Source organism: Cyanobium sp. Aljojuca 7A6, assembly GCF_024346455.1.
GTDB lineage: Bacteria > Cyanobacteriota > Cyanobacteriia > PCC-6307 > Cyanobiaceae > Cyanobium.
Genome location: NZ_JAGQCY010000025.1, coordinates 1 through 14971 on the forward strand (window position 1 = coordinate 1; position 14971 = coordinate 14971).

General features: G+C 68.2%; 20 protein-coding genes. 9 read left to right on the top strand and 11 right to left on the bottom strand.

Annotated elements, in window-relative coordinates; translation table 11 throughout:
• The first annotated feature begins 274 nt into the window (after window positions 1-274).
• The 5 genes from KBY95_RS15535 to KBY95_RS15555 all read left to right on the top strand — a co-directional run bounded on the left by KBY95_RS15535 (window position 275) and on the right by KBY95_RS15555 (window position 4756).
• On the top strand, window positions 275-1444 hold the full coding sequence (locus tag KBY95_RS15535) for an extracellular solute-binding protein (protein WP_254966199.1): 1170 nt from the start codon (window positions 275-277) through the stop codon (window positions 1442-1444).
• Complete coding sequence (locus KBY95_RS15540; RefSeq protein ID WP_254966200.1) at window positions 1441-2673, top strand: mechanosensitive ion channel family protein; 1233 nt, start codon at window positions 1441-1443, stop codon at window positions 2671-2673. Before KBY95_RS15535 ends, KBY95_RS15540 begins: the two co-directional genes overlap by 4 nt.
• A 229-nt stretch (window positions 2674-2902) precedes the next feature.
• Complete coding sequence (locus KBY95_RS15545; protein ID WP_254966201.1) at window positions 2903-3271, top strand: AbrB family transcriptional regulator; 369 nt, start codon at window positions 2903-2905, stop codon at window positions 3269-3271.
• A gap of 270 nt (window positions 3272-3541) precedes the next feature.
• Window positions 3542-3754, top strand: coding sequence for a hypothetical protein (locus KBY95_RS15550; RefSeq protein WP_254966202.1), 213 nt, complete (start codon window positions 3542-3544; stop codon window positions 3752-3754).
• Window positions 3755-3919: 165 nt separating this feature from the next.
• On the top strand, window positions 3920-4756 hold the full coding sequence (locus KBY95_RS15555; RefSeq protein WP_254966203.1) for a metal ABC transporter permease: 837 nt from the start codon (window positions 3920-3922) through the stop codon (window positions 4754-4756).
• On the opposite strand, the gene KBY95_RS15560 is transcribed toward KBY95_RS15555, so the two are convergent.
• The 4 genes from KBY95_RS15560 to KBY95_RS15575 are packed head-to-tail and all read right to left on the bottom strand — an operon-like array spanning window position 4753 to window position 7689.
• The gene (locus tag KBY95_RS15560) at window positions 4753-5442 is read right to left on the bottom strand and encodes a cupin domain-containing protein (RefSeq protein ID WP_254966204.1); all 690 of its coding nucleotides are present in this window, start codon (window positions 5440-5442) and stop codon (window positions 4753-4755) included. The two genes, KBY95_RS15555 and KBY95_RS15560, sit on opposite strands and share 4 nt — an antisense overlap.
• A gap of 3 nt (window positions 5443-5445) precedes the next feature.
• Window positions 5446-6144, bottom strand: a complete 699-nt coding sequence (locus KBY95_RS15565; protein ID WP_254966205.1) for an anti-sigma factor — start codon at window positions 6142-6144, stop codon at window positions 5446-5448.
• Window positions 6141-6722: a sigma-70 family RNA polymerase sigma factor gene (locus KBY95_RS15570; RefSeq protein WP_254966206.1), complete on the bottom strand. Its 582-nt coding sequence runs from the start codon at window positions 6720-6722 to the stop codon at window positions 6141-6143. Before KBY95_RS15570 ends, KBY95_RS15565 begins: the two co-directional genes overlap by 4 nt.
• The gene (locus tag KBY95_RS15575; protein WP_254966207.1) at window positions 6709-7689 is read right to left on the bottom strand and encodes a DMT family transporter; all 981 of its coding nucleotides are present in this window, start codon (window positions 7687-7689) and stop codon (window positions 6709-6711) included. Before KBY95_RS15575 ends, KBY95_RS15570 begins: the two co-directional genes overlap by 14 nt.
• 121 nt (window positions 7690-7810) lie before the next feature.
• On the opposite strand from KBY95_RS15575, the gene KBY95_RS15580 reads away from it, so the two are divergent.
• On the top strand, window positions 7811-8308 hold the full coding sequence (locus KBY95_RS15580) for a DM13 domain-containing protein (protein ID WP_254966208.1): 498 nt from the start codon (window positions 7811-7813) through the stop codon (window positions 8306-8308).
• A 15-nt stretch (window positions 8309-8323) separates the two neighbouring features.
• Here KBY95_RS15580 and KBY95_RS15585 read toward each other — a convergent pair whose 3' ends face one another.
• The 3 genes from KBY95_RS15585 to KBY95_RS15595 all read right to left on the bottom strand — a co-directional run bounded on the left by KBY95_RS15585 (window position 8324) and on the right by KBY95_RS15595 (window position 10524).
• Window positions 8324-9034, bottom strand: a complete 711-nt coding sequence (locus KBY95_RS15585) for a molybdopterin-dependent oxidoreductase (RefSeq protein ID WP_254966209.1) — start codon at window positions 9032-9034, stop codon at window positions 8324-8326.
• A gap of 1 nt (window position 9035) precedes the next feature.
• Entirely contained in the window at window positions 9036-9656 is a 621-nt protein-coding gene (locus KBY95_RS15590) for a cytochrome b/b6 domain-containing protein (RefSeq protein ID WP_254966210.1), read from the bottom strand.
• A 523-nt stretch (window positions 9657-10179) separates the two neighbouring features.
• Window positions 10180-10524, bottom strand: a complete 345-nt coding sequence (locus tag KBY95_RS15595) for a metalloregulator ArsR/SmtB family transcription factor (RefSeq protein WP_254966211.1) — start codon at window positions 10522-10524, stop codon at window positions 10180-10182.
• Window positions 10525-10781: 257 nt separating this feature from the next.
• On the opposite strand from KBY95_RS15595, the gene KBY95_RS15600 reads away from it, so the two are divergent.
• The 3 genes from KBY95_RS15600 to KBY95_RS15610 are packed head-to-tail and all read left to right on the top strand — an operon-like array spanning window position 10782 to window position 12516.
• On the top strand, window positions 10782-11600 hold the full coding sequence (locus KBY95_RS15600) for a sulfite exporter TauE/SafE family protein (RefSeq protein WP_254966212.1): 819 nt from the start codon (window positions 10782-10784) through the stop codon (window positions 11598-11600).
• Window positions 11597-12031: an OsmC family protein gene (locus KBY95_RS15605; RefSeq protein WP_254966213.1), complete on the top strand. Its 435-nt coding sequence runs from the start codon at window positions 11597-11599 to the stop codon at window positions 12029-12031. The genes KBY95_RS15600 and KBY95_RS15605 overlap by 4 nt, the downstream gene beginning before the upstream one ends.
• Window positions 12028-12516 carry a GNAT family N-acetyltransferase gene (locus KBY95_RS15610; RefSeq protein ID WP_254966214.1) on the top strand — a complete coding sequence of 163 codons (489 nt, stop codon included), beginning with the start codon at window positions 12028-12030 and terminating at the stop codon, window positions 12514-12516. The genes KBY95_RS15605 and KBY95_RS15610 overlap by 4 nt, the downstream gene beginning before the upstream one ends.
• Window positions 12517-12519: 3 nt before the next feature.
• Here the strand turns inward: KBY95_RS15610 and KBY95_RS15615 are convergent, their stop codons facing one another.
• The 4 genes from KBY95_RS15615 to KBY95_RS15630 are packed head-to-tail and all read right to left on the bottom strand — an operon-like array spanning window position 12520 to window position 14940.
• Entirely contained in the window at window positions 12520-12975 is a 456-nt protein-coding gene (locus KBY95_RS15615; protein WP_254966215.1) for a hypothetical protein, read from the bottom strand.
• Window positions 12975-13229, bottom strand: coding sequence for a hypothetical protein (locus KBY95_RS15620; RefSeq protein WP_315861412.1), 255 nt, complete (start codon window positions 13227-13229; stop codon window positions 12975-12977). The genes KBY95_RS15615 and KBY95_RS15620 overlap by 1 nt, the downstream gene beginning before the upstream one ends.
• A gap of 20 nt (window positions 13230-13249) precedes the next feature.
• A complete protein-coding gene (locus KBY95_RS15625) occupies window positions 13250-14128 on the bottom strand; it encodes a bile acid:sodium symporter family protein (protein ID WP_254966217.1) in 879 nt (292 codons plus the stop codon).
• Complete coding sequence (locus KBY95_RS15630) at window positions 14128-14940, bottom strand: SDR family oxidoreductase (protein ID WP_254966218.1); 813 nt, start codon at window positions 14938-14940, stop codon at window positions 14128-14130. The genes KBY95_RS15625 and KBY95_RS15630 overlap by 1 nt, the downstream gene beginning before the upstream one ends.
• Window positions 14941-14971 lie beyond the last annotated feature (31 nt).

Consider the following 14971-nt stretch of genomic DNA (forward strand, 5'->3'; position numbering starts at 1 on the left):
TGGGGATGCGCTCCTCCGTGGAGATGTAGGAGAACAGGGGGCCGGTCCTCTCCTGTTGGCCGCGCATCTGCTCAGTGCCGTTACTCCATTCTCTCGCGGCTGGCCAGGTTTTTCATCAGTCTCCTAGCCTCCCGGTGTGATTCCCCTTTGTCGCCGCTCCAGCACCCCGCCCCTTCAGGGTCGACGGCCAGCGTCCATCAAGCTGCTCGCCGCAGGGCTGCTGCTGCCATGGATGGCCGTCCTGGGGGGCTGTCACGGGCAGCGCCTGCAGCCCATGCTGCGCCCCCTCGAAGGCACCCTCTACATCGCCGTCGGAGTCAGCCAGGAGGCCATCGACAGCGAACTGCAGAAGGAGATCCGCAAACGCACCGCCCAGCTCCAGGCCTCGTTCCGCACCCTGCAGCCAAAGGTCCGGCTCCAGGTGGAGGTGTTTCCGGAGGAGAACCTGCGCAACGAGCTCCTCATCCGTAACCGCACGGGCCTGAGCCCTGATGTGTTGCTGGTCAACGAATCCACCGCCCGTGATCTGGCCCGGGAGCAGCTCATCAACACCGTGAGATTCCCGAGCGTGGTGCTGGATCAGCTGGACGCAGGCTCGGTGGAGCGGGTGCGGCGCTCGGATGGAACCCTGACGGGCCTGCCAATGGAGCTGCAGCCCCAGGTGGCCTGCTTCGATCGGCGCCACGTCCAGCGCAGCCCCGCCACCCTTGAGGAGCTGCTGGCCTTCAGCGCCAAGGGAATGGAGGTGGGGCTCTCCCTCGATGCGGTCAACCTGGCCTGGACCCTGGGCCCCCTCGGGGCGATCGACGCCGCGGGCAACCTGCTGGCTGGAGAGCCGGCAACAGCGGCAACCCAGGCCAGCCTGCGGGGCTGGCTGCAGTGGCTGCGTCTGGCGGACCAGCAGCAACATGTCACCTTCTATCCCACAGAGACGGAATTGCTGAAGCAGCTGATGGCGGGGGCCCTCGACTGGATTCCCTGCCGCAGCATCAACATCCTTCGCCTGCGATCGCGGCTGGGCAACAACCTGGGCGTGGCCCCCCTGCCCTCCGGGCCCAGCGGCGACGCCACCCCGATCACCCGGGAGCGCGTGCTTTCCTTCGGCGTCAATTCCAGTCCGGTCCAGCGCCAGCTGGCCCTGGCCCTGGCCCGGTTCGCCATCAGTCCCCTGCACCAGCGGGAGATGGTGCTCGGCAACCAGTACGTGCTGCCGGTGAACCGGGAAGTGGCGCCACCGGTGCGCAGTTCCTCTGTACTGGCGGCCATGGTGGAGGGGCGACAGCAATCGATGCGAGGCGCGACGATCCGGCTGGTGGAGGGGAGCACCAAGGACAAAAGGGAGGCCTGGCAGGCGCTGCTCACCCGTTTCCTCTTTGATGACCTGAGTCAGCAGGCCACTCTCGAGGGCCTGATCGGGCTCCTGGCTCGCGAGAGGTCCCGATGAGCGAGTTGCTGCTGGAGATCGTCGGCTGGTTCGGCTACCTGCAGCGCCTTGAGGTGCGCGTCCAGGTGATGGTGCTGCTGCTGGTGTTCCTCATCCAGGGACCCTTACGCCGGCGCCTGGCCCCACGGTTTCCCCCGGCAGCGAAGTCCAACGTCGTGATCCCCATCCTGCTGGGTCTGCTCTCGCTGGCCCTGGGGCTTGGCGGGCAGCCGTTCGGTCTGGTGCTGCTGGGGCTGCTCCTGTACCTGGGCTGGCTGGGTCTGGAAGGGGTGCGCCTGCTGCTGGGCCGCTTCATCCAGCCCCAGCCGATGCAACTGCTCGAAACCCGTCTGATTCGCCCGGCCTACCTGCTGGTCTGCGTCCTGCTGGTGATCCGGGTGTTCGACAACCCCCAGGACCTGGCCCTCATCCCCATCGGCGACTGGTTCGGATCGGAGGTGACCCTGGGCAGCTTTTTCCTGGCGGTGCTGATCGTCTACGTGCTGGCCATGGGCACGGGACCACCGGCCCAGGGGGTGGCCTGGCTGGTGCAGCGCAGCGTCGGCATCAGCAACGGCAGCCGCCGCGCCCTGGCCCTGATGATTCGCTATGCGGCGGTGGCCCTCGGGATCATCTGGGCTCTCGATCATGTGGGTTTCAACCGCACGGCGATCCTGGCGGTGGCCGGTGGCCTCTCGGTGGGCCTGGGGTTCGGAATCAAGGAAGTCTTTTCGAATTTCGTCAGTGGTCTTTGGCTGCTGTTCGAGGGATCGGTGCGGCCCGGAGAGGTGCTGTTCATCGACGGTGATCCGTGCGAGGTGCGCAGCCTCGGGCTGCGGGCCGCCGTGCTCTGGCGGGATCGGGATAATGCCGAGCTGGTGATCCCGAACCAGACGTTCTTCACCAACACCACCGTGACCTACACGGGCAGCGACACCCTGCGGCGCAGCCAGGTGCTGGTGAGCGCGGCGTACCACCATGATCCCGAGGACGTGATCGCGCTGCTGGAGGCCACGGCCCGCGGCCAGAAACGCATTCTTCCCACCCCGGCACCAAAGGGTCTGCTGCTCCGCTATGGGGATTCCTCCATCGACTACGCCCTGCGCTTCTGGATCGCCAATCCCATGGATAACGTTTCCATCTGCAGCGAAGTCCAGGCGGGCATCTGGCGGGCCTTCCGGGACCGGAACATCGAGATCCCCTTCCCCCAGCAGGTGCAGTATCGGGTGGAGGGTCCACCAAAGAGCTGAAGGCTGAAGCTATCCGATCCACCGGCGATGGCCGCAGAGGCGATGGCGTTCACCAGCGGGATTGCGGTCGCTCCGGCCATGGCCATCCAGCGGCAGCCGGAGCACAGCGGGTGACCACAGAGCAGCCGAGCTGCGTAGGGCCAGAAGGCAGGGTAAGCCGAAGCTCGCCCGACTGGCGATCGCAGGCCCTAGATGTACAATTTCGCCTAATACCCACCGCCATTGCATCATGCTCAAAGGTGCCGATCTGCTCGCCAAGGTGAAAGAGCTGGGAGACGCTTCGAAGTCGGATCTGGTCCGCAGCTGCGGCTACGTGAGCACCAAGAAGGACGGCAATGAGCGCCTGAACTTCACAGCCTTTTACGAAGCCCTTCTCGATGCCAAGGGAATCAACCTCGGAGACGGCGTGGGCAAGACGGCCACCAAGGCTGGCCGCAAGATCGGCTATACCGCCAAGGTCCAGTTCAACGGCAACCTGCTGGTGGGCAAGGCCTACACCGCCATGCTGGGCCTCGAGCCGGGCGACGAATTCGAGATAAAGCTGGGTCGCAAGGCGATTCGCCTCGTACCCGTGGGCGGCTCCGACGACGACGAGTGATCCGCTCCTGAACCTCCTCAGGCCTGTGAAGGAATGTTCGAGCCCGCGCTGTAGCTGTTGCTGCTGATCTAGAAAGAGGTTGCGGGGCAGGGAGATTGATCAACTCCCTAGAGCTTTCGCAAAGTAACCCCCTTGGGCCCGCCCCGAGGGGGTTACGCATGTTTGGGGCAGGGGAGCACCGTCATGTGCCTTGGAATGCACATCAAGTGGCTTCTCGTCAATGAGTCCGCAATCTTCTGTTACGTTTAGGGCTGATGCGTGGTCTGACCCATGCCCTATCCCCCATCCCATTCAGCGGCAGCCCCGCACCCCGGCGGCTTCGTCCAGTTGAACAGCCGCCAGGGCGGCACTTATCAGGTGATCAGCATCGACGAGGAAACCGACAGCTGCTGGGTGCGGCGCTGGCCCCTCACCCGCCACGGATCCCCTGCCTTCTCGGTCGGTCTGCCTGATCTCCGCCCCCTCCAGACAACGGGCCGCTGAACGCTTCACCCTTGCCCTCCACTGGAGCACGCCAATGATCCCCATGGGTTTCGTCATCACTTCACGCCTGTTCTGCCAGGCAGGTCGCCTGGTTCTGCTGGCGGCCTCCCTGGCCCTGGTTGGCGAGGCCCTGGCCCACGTCGCCTCCTGAACGATTGTGGGGAGATGACAGAAGGATCAACCCTGGGGCAGCTGCTGCAACTTCCTTTCATGCAGCGGGCCCTGCTGGGGGGGCTGTTGAGCGGCGCCCTCGGCGGGGTGCTGGGCAGTTTCGCGGTGTTGCGCCAGCTCTCCTTCTTCAGTGACGCCCTGGGCCATTCCGCCCTGCTTGGCATCACGCTGGGAATCCTGCTGGGCATCGATCCCACCCTGGTGCTGATCCCCTTCGCCGTGCTGTTCGCCCTGATGACGAACCAGCTGGTGCAACGCAGCCGCCTGCCGGCGGATGCCCTGCTGAACATCGTCTACTCCTCGTCGCTGGCCATGGCCGTGGTGGCCCTGAGCCTGCTGCGGGTCTACAAGGGCGGCATTCAGCAGCTGCTCTTCGGCGACATCCTGGGGGTCACCTGGCTCGACCTCAGCCTGATCGGGGTCCTGCTTGTCGTCACCACCGGCTACCTCACCCTCACCCGGCGCGACCAGGTGCTGCTCACTCTCGACGAACCCCTGGCCCGTTCCCGGGGGGTCGCCGTCTCCCTGCACCGGCTGCTGTTCCTGATCCTGCTGGCCGTGGTGGTGGCCATCTCCGTCAAGGCGGTGGGGGTGCTGCTGATCAGCGCCTTCGTGGTCATCCCCGCCTGCGCCTCAAGGCTGGTGAGCCGCCGCTTCGATAGCTATGTGGCCCTGGCCGCCGGGCTGGGGGCCGCCTGCGCCGTACTGGGCCTGCTGCTCTCCGCCGCCTTCGCCCTGCCATCGGGCCCAAGCGTTGTGATCGCCCAGTTGGTGGGCTTCCTCACCGCCCTGGCGCTGGCCCCATTCCGGGGCGGGCCAGCGGTCCCCTAGGCGGAGATCGCCTGGCCAAGGTGACCGGTCTTGACCCAGATCAGACAACCGCTGCCGCTGCAGGGAACATGCCGGCTGCCGGGTGGGTTGCGCAGCCAGGTGCCGGCTGGATAGGCACCCTGCTCGTCTTCAAACACTCCGTCGAGCACGAAGATCTCCTCGCCCCCGGGATGGGCGTGCTGGGGAAAGTGGGTGCCCGGCTGCCAGCGCACCAGGGCCACCTGTTCGGTCCCGAAGCCATGCAGGGGCAGCACGCTCAGTCCGGCGACCAGACCGGGCACAAACGCAGAGCGGCGCGTGTCGATCACGACCCGCGTCTGGTCGGCCGGATCCATCTGACGCAGTTTGACCAGGATGGTGCAGCCGGCCGCACTGAAAGGGGCATGGGCGGAGCCGACAGGGTTGCGCACGTAGGTGCCGGGGCCGTAGTCACCGTGCTCATCGGAGAAGACCCCGTCGAGGACGAGGAACTCCTCGCCGCCCCCGTGCTGATGGGGGGAAAAGCGGCTGGCGGCGGCATAGCGCACGAGCGAGGTGGCCCGGGCGACCTCGCCGCCGTCGCGCTCCAGCAGGCGCCGCTCCACCCCGGCCAGGGGCGAGGGGTGCCAGGGCAGCGCGCCAGTGTCGACGACGGCCCGCCGGCTCAGATCGGCATGAACGTGGGTGGGGGCAGGGGAGACGGGCACGGCTCAGTGGGAACTGGTGAGCACCATGGGTCCCCTGGGCGCCTGGCCGGTGGGATCACCCTCGACGCTGACACTGACGTCGGTGGCCTCGCTGGTGGGGGAAAGGGGGATGGGGATGGCCACCTGGCCGCGGGCGTTGGGCACGAAATGGACGCAACCCACGGTCTGACCCTTCACGGTGGCCCAGAGCCGATAGGTGTGGTGCGGCGGCAGGGCGGGCAGGTCAGCGAGCTTCAGCAGGTTGTTGGTGCTGTTGCCAGTGACCAGCACCTCCCCCGAGGCCGTCTGGCCAGGCTGCACCGACTGCAGGGGCAGCGTCCGTTGTTCGCCCGGAGCGGGCGGCGCCAGTTGCCGCTGGAGGCCCGCCAGCTGCTGCCGGGTCTGGTAGAGCTCACCGCCCAGCAGCAGCAGGCCGACGGCCAGCAGGGAGGGACCGAGCCAACGCCGCCATGGGCCCGGATGGGGGCTGGGCTGCAGCAGGCGACGGCGCAGGGAGGGGGGGGGCGCCGCGATGGCCGGCAGCGCCAGGGGCAGCAATTCCAGGGTGGTGCTGAACTCCTCCAGGCGCCGGCGCAGCTCGGGCTGCTGCCGCAGCAGCTCGGCCAGCTGTTCCCGCTCGGCTTCCTCCAGGTCTCCCAGGGCATGGCCGGCGAGCAGGGCGTCGATGCTGGCGGCGTCGAATGGGGTGGTGTTGGTTTTCATGGCTGGACGGGCGAGTCGTGGAGCAGGGCGCGCAGCCGGATCAACCCCTGGCGGGCGCGGGTCTTGACGGTGCCGAGGGGCAATTTCAGCAGCGCGCCGATCGCGGACTGGCTCAGCCCTTCGTAGTAGGCCATCTCCAGCACCTGGCGCTGGTTGGCGGGGATGGCCGCGAGGGCGCCCCGGACCCTCTGGGCCAGATCCTCGGCCTCGGCACTGTCATGGGGCGTGGGCACGGCCTCTGGAAACAGGTGCTCTGACCAGCGTTGCACCAGCTGCCAGCGGTTGGCGCGCTGGTTGAGGCGGTTGATGGCCATCGAGCGCGTCAGCAGCAGCAGGTAGGCCAGCACCGGGCCCCGGGCGGGGTCGTAACGCCCCTGCTGCCAGTAGCGCAGGAAGACGTCATGGGCGAGGTCTTCGGCTTCATGGCTCGAGCGGCACAGCCGCAGGGCCAGGCGGTACACCGGACCGCTGCAGGTGTCGTACAACTCCGCCAGATCGCCGGCCGCGTCGGTGGCGCCCTCGAGGGCGCCCCGCAGGGGCGGACGGCGGGGTGGAGCGTTGGCGTCAGAGGGTGTCACGTCCGGGAGGCGTTCGGCGGAGTTGCCGCTCCCCTGGTACCGGCGAGGGAGCCGATCGGATGGGTCCGGGCCAGCGACTGGCGCCCACACCGGCCAGCACCAGGGCCAAACCGCCCAGTACCGGGACGCCCAGCGGTTCCCCCAGCAGCAGGGCGGCACTGAGGACCGCCACCACCAAAGACAGCGAGCCCCACAGGGAGACAACCGCCACACTGCAGCTGCGGTAGGCCTGGCGCAGAGCCAGTTCCCGGCCCAGGGACAGGGTGATGGCATAGAGGCCGATCACCCCCGCCACCCACCAGAGGCGCAACAGCAGGAAATGGTGCGGGCCGAACAGCACCAGGGCGATGGCCCCGAAGACCAGGGCGCTCAGCAGGGTGGGAACCCCGACAGCCACGGACGCCGGCCAGCGGCGGCGGGCGACGCTGCGGCCGCTGACGGCCGAGCCAGCGAAGGCCAATACTCCCACCAGGGCCCAGGCGAGGCCAGCGGCGTCATCCATCTGGCCGTTGCCGATCGCCATGGCCGCCTGGGGCAGCAGCAGGCCGGCGCCGATCAGCGCCAGGCTGAGCCAGAAGCCGGGGGGCAGCGCCTCCCCCAGCAGCCAGCGCGCCAGCAGGGCCGAGACGGGCAACACCAGGGCAAACAGCAGGGTCTGGCTGATCACCGACAGGGATTCCAGGGCGAAGTAATAGGCCACGGGCCCGAGGAACAGGCCCAGGCCACCGTGAAGGGCCAGGAGGCGCCAGTCGGCGGGGCCCAGCCGCGCCAGATCGCCGATCAGGCGGCGCCGGCCAGGCAGCAGGGACGCCAGAGCCACCGTGAGCTGGGCCAGGAAGAACACGTTGCAGAAACTGATCGGGTTCTCGCCCTGCACCGGATTGGCCAGGCCGAGCTCCTGCAGTCCCTTGAGCACGGTGGCATCCAGCCCCCGCAGCAGCACATAGAGCAGCAAAGACAGGCTCATCCGCACAGGATGCAACGCCCCAGCTGTTTTGGGCGCCGGCGCCGGGTCTGCCAGGCCAGCCGGCCGAGCCAATCCGTTCCAGGAGCGCGGCGGTACTCCCTGCTCACGCCTCCCCATCCCGATGACCCGCTCCCCCAGCGCCCTCCTCAGCGGCGCCCTCACCCTGGTGGCTGCCACGGCCCTCTCCGGTGCCGTCCTGCAGGCCCGCAGCCTCAGCCATCCGATCACCCCCACCCTGGATTCGCTGGCCCAGACCGTGGCCATGGCGATGGCCAAGGGCCGCTTCCGCAAGGCCGAGGCCCCCGTGAGCGGTGGCTTCTCGATCAGCGAGCAGGGCGGCAAGAGGGTGCTCAGCCTCAGCGGCGACTTCAAGACCAGCGCCACGGCCCCGGATCTCTGGGTGGTCTTCAGCCCCTCCGCCACCCCCCTGGCCATGAGCAAGCCCCCGGCCTATCCCCTCAAGGCCGGCAGCTACACCGTGCTGGCGAGGCTGAAATCCAGCAAGGGTGGCCAGAGCTATGTGATCCCCGCCTCGCTTGATCTCAAGGCCCAGAAATCGGTGCTGATCTGGTGCCAGAAGTTCAACGCCACGATGGCCTGGTCGCCCCTGAAGGCCTGAGCAGCGCAGGCCCCCTCAGAGCCCGGCGAACCACTCATAGCCCTTGTCCTCCCAGGTGCCAAGGCGATCGCCCAGGCTGGTCATCAGTTCGAGTTCGATGACCCACTTGCTCTGCTTGTAGCCGAGCTTGATGGGGCTGGCGAGTCGCACAGGAGCGCCGTTGGCCACCGGCAGCGGTGCTCCGTTCATGTGGGTGGCCAGCAGGGTCTGGGGGTGCAGGGCCGAGGCCAGATCCCAGGTTTCGAAGTACTGGTCGGCGGAACGGATCGCCAGATAGGCCCCCAGGGGAGAGGGACCGGCCAGCGCCAGCACATCGGCCAGCCGCGGGCCCGACCAGGCGACGATCGCCGCCCAGCCCTCGACACAGACGTGGCGGATGACGCACTCCCGCTGGGGCAGGGCGGCGAGGGCCGCCAGATCCAGGCTCAGGGGACGGCGGACCATCCCGTTGACGACGAGCCGGTAGCTGCTGGGCGCCAGCTTGGGGATGCCGTTGAAGCTGTTGACCAGCAGGGCCTCGGGCTCCACCTGGTTGCGCCGGAACTCGGGCAGCATTCCCTTGCCCTGCAGCAGGGCCTCGATCCGTTCGTTCAGCGGCTGGGTGGCCTCCCCCACCGCGTTGCTCCAGCGGTTGAGGGCACAGCCGCCGAGCAACAGGGAGGAACCGCTGGCCAGCAGCAGACCGAGGGAGCGGCGGCGACTCAGGGCCTCGGGCGAAGCAGCCATCTCAGAGAACCATCGCCCGCAGCAGCCGCAGGCCGCCCACCCGCAAGGAGAGCACCACGTGGGCCACCAGCAGCATGGCGATGGCGGGGATGGTGGCGAGGTGGCACACCCGCAGCGTCTGCCAGCTGGAGAACCCCGCCGGTTCGGCGAAGGCGAACAGCGACACCAGCCACCACAACTGGGCCGGCTTGTACATGGCCAGACCACTGAGCAGGCTGAAGGCCAGCAGGATCAGCATCAGGGTGTAAGTGATCCGGTGGCTGGCCAGGCGACGACGGGGGGGATGGACGCTGCCACGCAGGGTGGCCAGATCACCGGTGCCGGCGAGGCGCCGATGGCGACGGCGCAGCAGCAGGCCGATCCAGAGCCCCAGGTTGGCGGCATAGAGACCCATGACAGCGAAGTGCCAGTCGCGGCCACCAGCCAACCAGCCGCCAAGGGTGAACAGCTCCGGCACGGTCACCCCCTCCCGACCGCCAAACACCGGATTGGCGTTGTAGATCTCCAGGCCACTGGCGGCCATCAGCAGGAGCACCAACAGGTTGAAGCCATGGAAGGCCCGGGTCCACAGGGGGCTGGGGCCGATGGGGCCTGGTGCGGGGGCGGCGGGCGTGGCGATCACCAGCGGGCAGGTGCAAACCCGCCTTCATTCTGATGGGCCGTCCTGGTGATGGCCGCCACACGGTTGGGGGAGGTGAATCGCGACAATGCATGGGCTTTCTGCCCCAGTGGCCTTCGATGACCCTCCGGGCCGATGCCTCGGTTCCCGATGGCCAAGAGCTTCCGGAGGCCTCGCCCATCGCCCATCCCAGACACCGCTGGCTGGCCTTTTCCTGGCTGGGGGCCCTGCTGTCGCTAGGCCTCCTCGGTGCTGCTGTTCGGCCATCCCCGCAGTCCCATGGCCCAGCCCCGCAACTCGGACAGCGGTGCCGCTGCCTGCACCCCCCTGCCGGCGGCGTCGCCTTCCTAGGGGGTCTTCCTCAAGGCAGGCGCGGGATTCGTCCTGTTTCCGGTGCTGTCCGGCTCCGTGCTGCTCGTGCTGCTGGCCTGGCTGTTCAGCCGTTGGGTGAAGGGCGCCTCCGCCTACCCGGTGCACTGGCTCCGAGCCAGGGCCCCAAGGCCGCGATCCCCTCGTTGGGCCAGGCTCAGGCGGTCTGGAGCTGATCCAGCTGCTGCTGCAGGCGCTGCTTCATGCGCTTTTGCACGAGATCACAGAGCTCCTCGACCAATTCGGTGTCGGCCCTGTAGATGAGCCGGACCCCGTCCCGGTCGCAGGACACCAGGCCAGCGCGTTGCAGCTGGGACAGCTGGCGGCTGATGTGGGACTGGCTGAAGCCTGTGGCCTCGATCAGGGTGGCGACATCGGCGGGACCCTGGCGCAGATGACAGAGCAGCTGGAGCCGGGCCGGTTCGCTCAGCAGACGGAAGAACTGGCTGAACTCTTCCAGCAGTTCGGGGCTGGGAATGGAACCGGGGCCGGCAACGCCCATGGCAGAAGGGTATGACGCTTGCGACATTATGCAGGGTCTCCCAGGCTGCAGTGAAGGGCCGGACGATTTCCGCCATGCAGCAACCCGCCGCAGGGCGCCGCGTTGGCACCCCATGCACTCTTTAGCCGTTGTATGCGTGTATAGTCATAAAGACCAGTTTCAGCTGATTCGATGGCTTCCGTCCCTCCATGTCCGCCTGAAGCCGCCGCCAGCCGGGCAGGGCGGCTGGCGGCAAGGCCCCGGAACCGCGTGAGACCATGAGCGCCGCCGTCCTGCTGCTGATGGCCGGTGGGGGCGCCCTGATCGGCTTCCTGCTGGCGGTGCTCGGGGCCGGCGGATCGATCCTGCTGCTGCCCCTGCTGATCAGCGGCGCCGGGCTGCCCACCCGGGAAGCCGTGCCCCTGTCGCTGCTGGCGGTGACCCTGCTGGCGGTGGCCAATGCCGGCCCCTACCTGCGACGGCGCCAGGTGGCACCGCGCCCCGCCCTGATCCTGGGGGTGCCGGCCCTGGCGGGCAGCTGGATCGGAGGCACGGTGGTGAAGCACGGCCTGATCCCCGAACCCATCCAGCTGGGGGTGTTCGCCGCCGCTGCCCTGGTGGCCGCCTGGTTGCTGTCCCGCCGCCCCACCGGCGCCGCCCGGGCACCCCGGGCGGGGGGATCGCCGCTGGCCCTGGCGGGCCAGGGGGTACTCGTGGGCCTGCTCACCGGCATCGCCGGCGTGGGCGGCGGCTTCGCCATCGTTCCCGCCCTGGTGCTGCTGGCCGGTCTGCCGATGCCCCTGGCCAGCGGCACCAGCCTGGTGCTGATCGCCACCAACAGCCTGGTGGCCCTCGGGGCCCTGGGGCACTGGCCGGCGGCCGGCCTGCCCTTGCTGGCGCCCCTGATCGCCGGCGGCCTGGTGGGGGCGATCGGCGGCCAGGCCCTGGCCCCCCACCTCTCCGATCGCCACCTGCGCCAGGGATTCGCCGCCCTGCTGATCGGGTCGGCGCTGCTCACGGGCGCCGAAGCCGTCCAGCGCCAGCGCAACCTCGGCGCCGCCAGTCCCTCCCCCCACACCGTCCCGCACCAGACATGAGCCAACTCCTGTTCCAGTTCCAGCTCCAGAGCCGCCATGGGGCCGCCGGCGACAGCCTCAGCGTCGACTTCCGCAACGGCGACCAGGAACCCTGGCAGCCGCTTGAGCCCAGCCTGCAGACCCCCGGCTTTCGGCTGTACCTGCTGTCGCTGCTGCTCTGTCAGCACCATTACCTGGTGGCCAACGCCATTGAGCGGCATCTGCCCCTGGCCGCGGTGGACGGGGTGCTGAGCGTGACCGCCTCCGCCGACTGGATGGTCGAGGCGGTGAGCGGCACGCTCCAGGTGCGGCTGGAGGCGGCCGAAGGGGCGGCGACGCCGGAGCTGGATGAGGCCAGCCGGGCCTTTCTGGAGCGCCGCATGAAGGTCTGTCCGGTGTCGCGGAATCTGCCCGGTACGGTGAGCAAATCGATCGTGGTGGAAGCGGCTTGATCCTCCGGGCCTACACGCCTGCCGACTGGCCGTCGTTGTGGGCGGTGTTGGAGCCGGTGTTCAGGGCCGGCGAGACCTTCCCCCACGACCCGGCGATCGGCAGCGACGCGGCCCGGCGGGCCTGGGTGGAGGCTGCCGCCGCCACCTTTGTGGCCACTGAGGCGGGCGGCAGGGTGCTGGGCACCTATTACCTGCGGCCCAACCAGCCGTGTCTCGGCGCCCACGTGGCGAACGCCGGCTACGTGGTGGCCGAAGCCGCCCGGGGCCAGGGGGTGGCCCATGCCCTCTGCCGCCACTCCCAGGAGGAGGCCCTGCGGCGGGGTTTCACGGCCATGCAGTTCAACCTGGTGGTGTCCACCAACACCGCCGGGGTGGCGGCCTGGAGCCGCAACGGCTTCCGCACGATCGGCCGGCTGCCGGGGGCCTTTCGCCATCCCCGGCTGGGCAATGTGGACGCCCTGGTGATGTTCAAGACGCTGGCCTGAGCTTCAGGGGCTCGGATGCTCCTTGCAGGGCATCCAGAGGGAGCCCATGGCGTGAACCCCTTCGCAGCCGAGTTCCTTCGCCTTGCTGAGGGCCTCCTCCCGGCTCGGGTACGCGTAGATGTTCTTCTGGCCGTGGTCGTGGTGATGAACCTGGCCGGCCTGAACACCCAGGCGGTAGGGACCCATCCCCTCCATTCCGACCCACCACACACCCATCACATTGACCCCGGCGATCAGGATGCCCATGCCCACCACGGAGGCGTTGATCACCCCCATGGCCACGGCGCCGAGGCTCAGCACCCCCATCGGCACGACCCCGATGCTGATCACTCCCATCGGAACAATGCCGATCGAAATGATGCCCAGGGGGGCGATGCCGATGGCGAGAATCTTGGGCTTGCCGCCGCAACCCGACGCGGGGCTGTCGGGAGAAGGCTCGGGCGGAAGGGGGGCTGGCATCAGGGCGCCGAGGGACTGGATGTCCCGCCCGTCGCCTCACCATGACTGGCGCAAGGCATCCACTGATTGCCCATCCTGTGGGCCCCCTTGCAGTTGAAGTGCTTCGCGGCGGCTTCGGCCTCGGCCTTGGTGGCAAACACCGCCTGCTGAGCGCCATGGCCCGCGTGCTGGGCCATGGCGGGAGCTTCGCTGAGCCCTGCCAAGAGGCTGGAAACGGCGGCCAGTGGCCAGAGAAGCGGTCGACGACGCCCCATGGCCGATCCGTGAACGACAATCACTTTGGCAGAGGGGCCATGGGGATCACTCTCCTGCCGTAGAGGATCGCTCCAAAGCCAGTCACATACATCAACAGGCTGTAGACCGCCGCAGGCACGGCCATGTCGGGGTTGTTGAGCAGACCGGCGGTGATGGCAATCGCCAGGGTTCCATTCTGAAGCCCCACCTCAATCGCGATGCAGACCTGTTGTGACCGTGGCAGGCGAAACAGCTTTCCCGCCGACAAGCCCATCAGCATGGCCAGCAGGTTGAGCATCACGATGGCGAGTCCCACCTGCGCCAGAAATCCTGGCAGCTTGCTGCCCTCCCGAATCAGCAGCAGCACGATGATCAGCGCCAGGAGTAAAGCGGCCAGGCGGCCCATCTGCCTTTCCAGACGACGGGCAATCCTGGGAAAACGGTGACGGATGGCCATCCCGATGGCCGTCGGCAGCAGGGTGATCAGGACGATCTGCAGCATGGTGGTGCCCAGCGGCAGGGCGATCGCCTCCCCTTCCCCCAGGAATTGCCGCAGGGCCAGATTGGTGAACAGCGGAATCGTGAAGACGGTGACGAGGCTGCTGATCGCCGTCAGTGTCACCGACAGGGCCACATCCCCCCGGGCCAGATAGGTGATGAGGTTGGAAGAAGGCCCACCAGGGCAAACCGCCACAACCACCAAACCGACGGCCATCGCCGGCTCCATCGTCACCGCCAGGGCGATCAGTCCTCCCAACAACGGCAACAGAAGGGTCTGGCAGACCGTGCCCACCGCGACCGCCCTGGGGTAGAGGGTGATTCGCTTGAAGTCCTCTGCCACCAGGCTGAGGCCCATCCCCAGCATGACGGTGGCCAAGGCCACAGGCAGCAGGACAAGCGTGAACAAGCTGCTCTGCATTAACGGGTTGCCATGCTCTGCATCACCTTCCCCATGATCCTCACCCGCGCCCAGCGCGGCAGGGGCACGAGCGAATAGGTCAGAAGTTTGGACAGAACGCCCGGCAGCACCGTGGCCTGTCGTCCCAATGCCGCCAGGATCGGCTGGGCGATGGCCTCCGGTTCCATGGCCGCCCCCAGACGCAGCCCGGCCCTGGCCGCGAAACCGCTGTGGGTGGGCCCGGGCGCAGCGGCCAGCACAGCGATGCCGTCGCCCTGGAGTTCCACCTGCAGGCCCTCGGCCAGGCTCTGCACATAGGCCTTGGTGGCCGCGTAATGGGCCGCATAGGGCATTCCCTGGAAGGCGGCGATCGAGCTGAGCAGCACCAGGCCGCCGCTGCCGCGCCCCTGGAAACGGCGGCCGAAGTGGTGGCAGGCCTGCAGCACCGCCCGGCCATTCACCAGCAGCATCTCGGTTTCGGTGGCGATGTCAGCCTCCAGGAAGGGGCCGGAGCTGCCGAAGCCAGCGGAGGCCACCAGCAATCCCACATCCAGTCGATCCGTCACCAGGCGAATCGAATCGAGATGGTCCTCCCGTGCCACATCCACGTCGATGACGCGCACCTGTACGCCGTGGCGGGCCATGAGGCTCGCGGCGAGGGACTCGAGCCGGGAGCGGTGCCGAGCCACGAGCACCAGGTTCAGCCCGGCATCAGCCAGACCGCCGGCCAGGGCGCGGCCGATGCCGGAGGAGGCCCCGGTGACGACGGCCCAGGGTCCATAGCGTTCCAGGAAACGTCGCTGACGTTGGGTTTGGGCGTGGACGGAAGTCATGATGATCGTCATGCCATAGGACAAAAAAGAG